This window comes from Dialister sp., assembly GCF_036343215.1.
GTDB lineage: Bacteria > Bacillota > Negativicutes > Veillonellales > Dialisteraceae > Dialister.
On record NZ_JAZASU010000150.1, the window covers coordinates 1 to 2975 of the forward strand.

At 48.3% G+C, this 2975-nt stretch carries 1 protein-coding gene; it reads right to left on the reverse strand.

The window, feature by feature from the left end; translation table 11 throughout:
• Positions 1–271: 271 nt before the first annotated feature.
• Positions 272–1453 (reverse strand): SEL1-like repeat protein, encoded by a 1182-nt coding sequence (locus VZT47_RS09885; protein WP_330224795.1) that lies wholly within the window; start codon positions 1451–1453, stop codon positions 272–274.
• Positions 1454–2975: the final 1522 nt, after the last annotated feature.

Below are 2975 nucleotides of genomic sequence, written 5' to 3' on the forward strand. Positions count from 1 at the left end.
CATTAAGGATAGGTCGGATAGATTAGAAGGTTAATTTTTATCTAATAAACCTAAAAATCTACAATATTAGATTTTTGATGTCCTTATTTTGTTGCCATTACCAAGCTTGGGGAGCCTGAAACGACAGCATGCTGATGGTTTGAGACTTTTGTCCCGGGAACGTTTTGGCAGTCTCTCATTCCCGACAATCCCGGAATGAATCCCGAGAATCCCTAGATTCCCGATTCAAAGGGTGCTGCAAAGAAATTTTATTTCCTGTGTTTCCTGTTTCTCACTGTACTTTATGTCTGAAAAAGTCCATATAATCGCTTCTATTTCCTTTGAGCTGGAGCCAGGCGAGGCTGGCAGAGGCTTCTTTGTCTCCCAGGGTGTCGGCCATCTGATACCATTCGGCGGCGAGTTTTTCGTCTTTGGGGACGGTTTTTCCTTCGGCGTAGTAGTCTCCGAGGAGTCTGGCCGCGTCGGAATTGCCGGCTTCGGCGGCTTTACGATACCATTTTAGGGCCAGGTCATAGTTCTGTTCCACGGCTTCCCCTTCTTCATAGAGGTATCCAAGGGTGTACATGGCAAAGGATTCTCCCTGATCAGCGGCTTTGCGGAGCCATTCCAGGGCTTTGGCGAAATCGACTTTTGTTCCCCAGCCGTTCAGGTAAGCGAGTCCTGCGTCGGTTTCTCCTTCCGGAATGCCCTGCTCAGCGGCTTTCAGGAAATAGCGGAAGGCTTTATCGTAGTCCCGATGGACTCCTTCTCCCTCCGCATACATGGTTCCCAGCCAGTATTGGGCCTCGATATCTCCGAGATCGGCGGATTTATGGAACCATTTCAGGGCTTCCTGAATGTCTTTCTTCGGTCCTCCGTCCTGCTCTGCCCCATAGTAATACAGGTATCCCAGAGCCCTCATGGCTGCATCATTTCCAAGGTCTGCAGCTTTCAGGTACCACTCTGCGGCTTTTGCGATATCAGGCTCTGTTCCCTTGCCTTTATGGCAGCAGTATCCCAAAAGCAATTCACCATCGGAATCGCCCTTTTCAGCCAATTCCTGAAACAGATGAAAGGCTTTCTTTGCGTCTTTTTTGACGCCTTTGCCATAGAGATAAAGACATCCCATATTAAACATGGCATTTCTATTTCCCAGTCCGGCTGCTTTTTCATAGAGATCCAGGGCTTTGGCATAATCCGGCAGTACCTGATTCCCGTCTTCGTACATAATCCCGAGCAGGCAGGCAGCACGGGCATTCCCCTGAGCCCAGGATTTTTCAAAAAGTTCCTTTGCCTTTGCTGCGTTCTGCGTCACTCCGTGGCCATCATAGTACAAAAGGCCCAGAAGAACCTCACCCTCATCGTTTCCTTCTGCTGACAGACTTTCTGCGAGAGGCAGGGCTTCAGTCCAGTTCTGCTCTTCAATCAGGTCTTTCAGTCTGGTAACTCTTTCGTCTTTTTCCATCTTTTCCATATCCTTACCTCCTGTGCTGACACTATTATTGCAGATGCAGGGAAATTTTACCATCTTTGAGCGACAGGAATTGACATTTCGGGGAAACAGGGGAAATGGAATCCCAGAGGCCGAAGGCCGCCTGTTGCGAAAGCCTTCCCTTAGATAGGGAAGGTACTCGTCAGGGCGGATGGGATGATTGATGCTTGTTTGCTCATGTGACTCTATCGTTATCGGAAAACACGCCTTAGTCTTCCCCCCCTGCCTTCGGCATCCCCCCTTTCAAGGGTGGATTTTCGCTTTTGGCGGCTTCGCCGCCTTTTTTCTTTGCCCGCCCTCTCAGCACTTTGTGCTGTTCCCGAGGGAGAGCACTTGCTGGACGGTAGAGTCATTAGTTCCAGACAGGTTTTAGCAATTAGCCTCATTTTCGACTTGAACGATAGAACAACCCCTCAGTCCGCTTCGCGTCCAGCTCCCCAACCTTGGGGGAGCCTGAAACGATAGCATGCTGATGGTTTGGGACATTTATCCCGGGAACGTTTTGGCAGTCTCTCATTCCCGACTTGAATCGGCAGGACAACCTCTCAGCCGCGCTATCTTGAGGAAATAACAAAAGCCCGGGCGGAATGAGATTCATTTCGTCCGGGCTTTTTCTATGGACCCCACGACAAAAAGCCGCGGGAGATTTCTCTCCGCGGCTTTTTGCTCCCCTTGCGGGGCCGCATCGGTTTTCTGTTTCACATTTTCATTTTTTTGCTTCGTGGTACCATTCAGCTTGTAGAGCTCTGCTGTTTCCTCCTTCCGCCGCCTATGGGTGGGCGCCTCCGGCGAAAGTTTGTGAGGTTTTTGCTTCACTCTGTACATATAGTAGCAAAAAACGCGATTTGTATCATTAGATTTTTGTTAGAAATAAAAGTCTTTTCCGGTCTTGCGGCTTTGCCGCCTTTTTCCTTTGCTTACCGACAGGGTCAATTTGATTTGCATGAAAACGTTTTGCAATTGGCATTACAGATTGACAGACTTCACGTTGACAGAGGCTTGTATGGTTTCTACTTGTTCGTCCTCCCACCGCTATCGCGGAGCCCTGTTCGAGGAGGGCCTGACTCCGGGCATGGCTGGCTTTTGAGTCTTTTTCGAAAGTTTCCCTTCGCCTGCCCTCTCAGCACTTTGTGCTGTTTCTGAGGGAGAGCACTTGCTGAACGGTAGAAGCATTGATTCCGGCCAGGTTTTGGCAGTCAGCCTCATTTTCGACTTGAACGATAGAACAACCCCTCAGTCCGCTTCGCGGCCAGCTCCCCGGGCTCGGGTAATGGCAACAAAATAAGGACATCAAAAATCTAATATTGTGGATTTTTAGGTTTATTAGATGAAAATTAGCCTTCTAATCTATCCGACCTATTCTTAATGGATAAATTCTCTGTTTTTGGGCGCACTAAAGGGACCCTGAAAATTTCAATTTTTTTCGGGTTTTGCAGTCGTTTTTCACTTTTTAGTATTAAAAATTAATGAGTCTCAGTTATGCTGCTTTTTCTAGTGTTTTTTC

Excerpts from the sequence above, each read along its gene's own strand:
- VZT47_RS09885 (WP_330224795.1), bottom strand. The coding sequence starts at position 1,453 with ATGGAAAAGATGGAAAAAGACGAAAGAGTTACCAGACTGAAAGACCTG.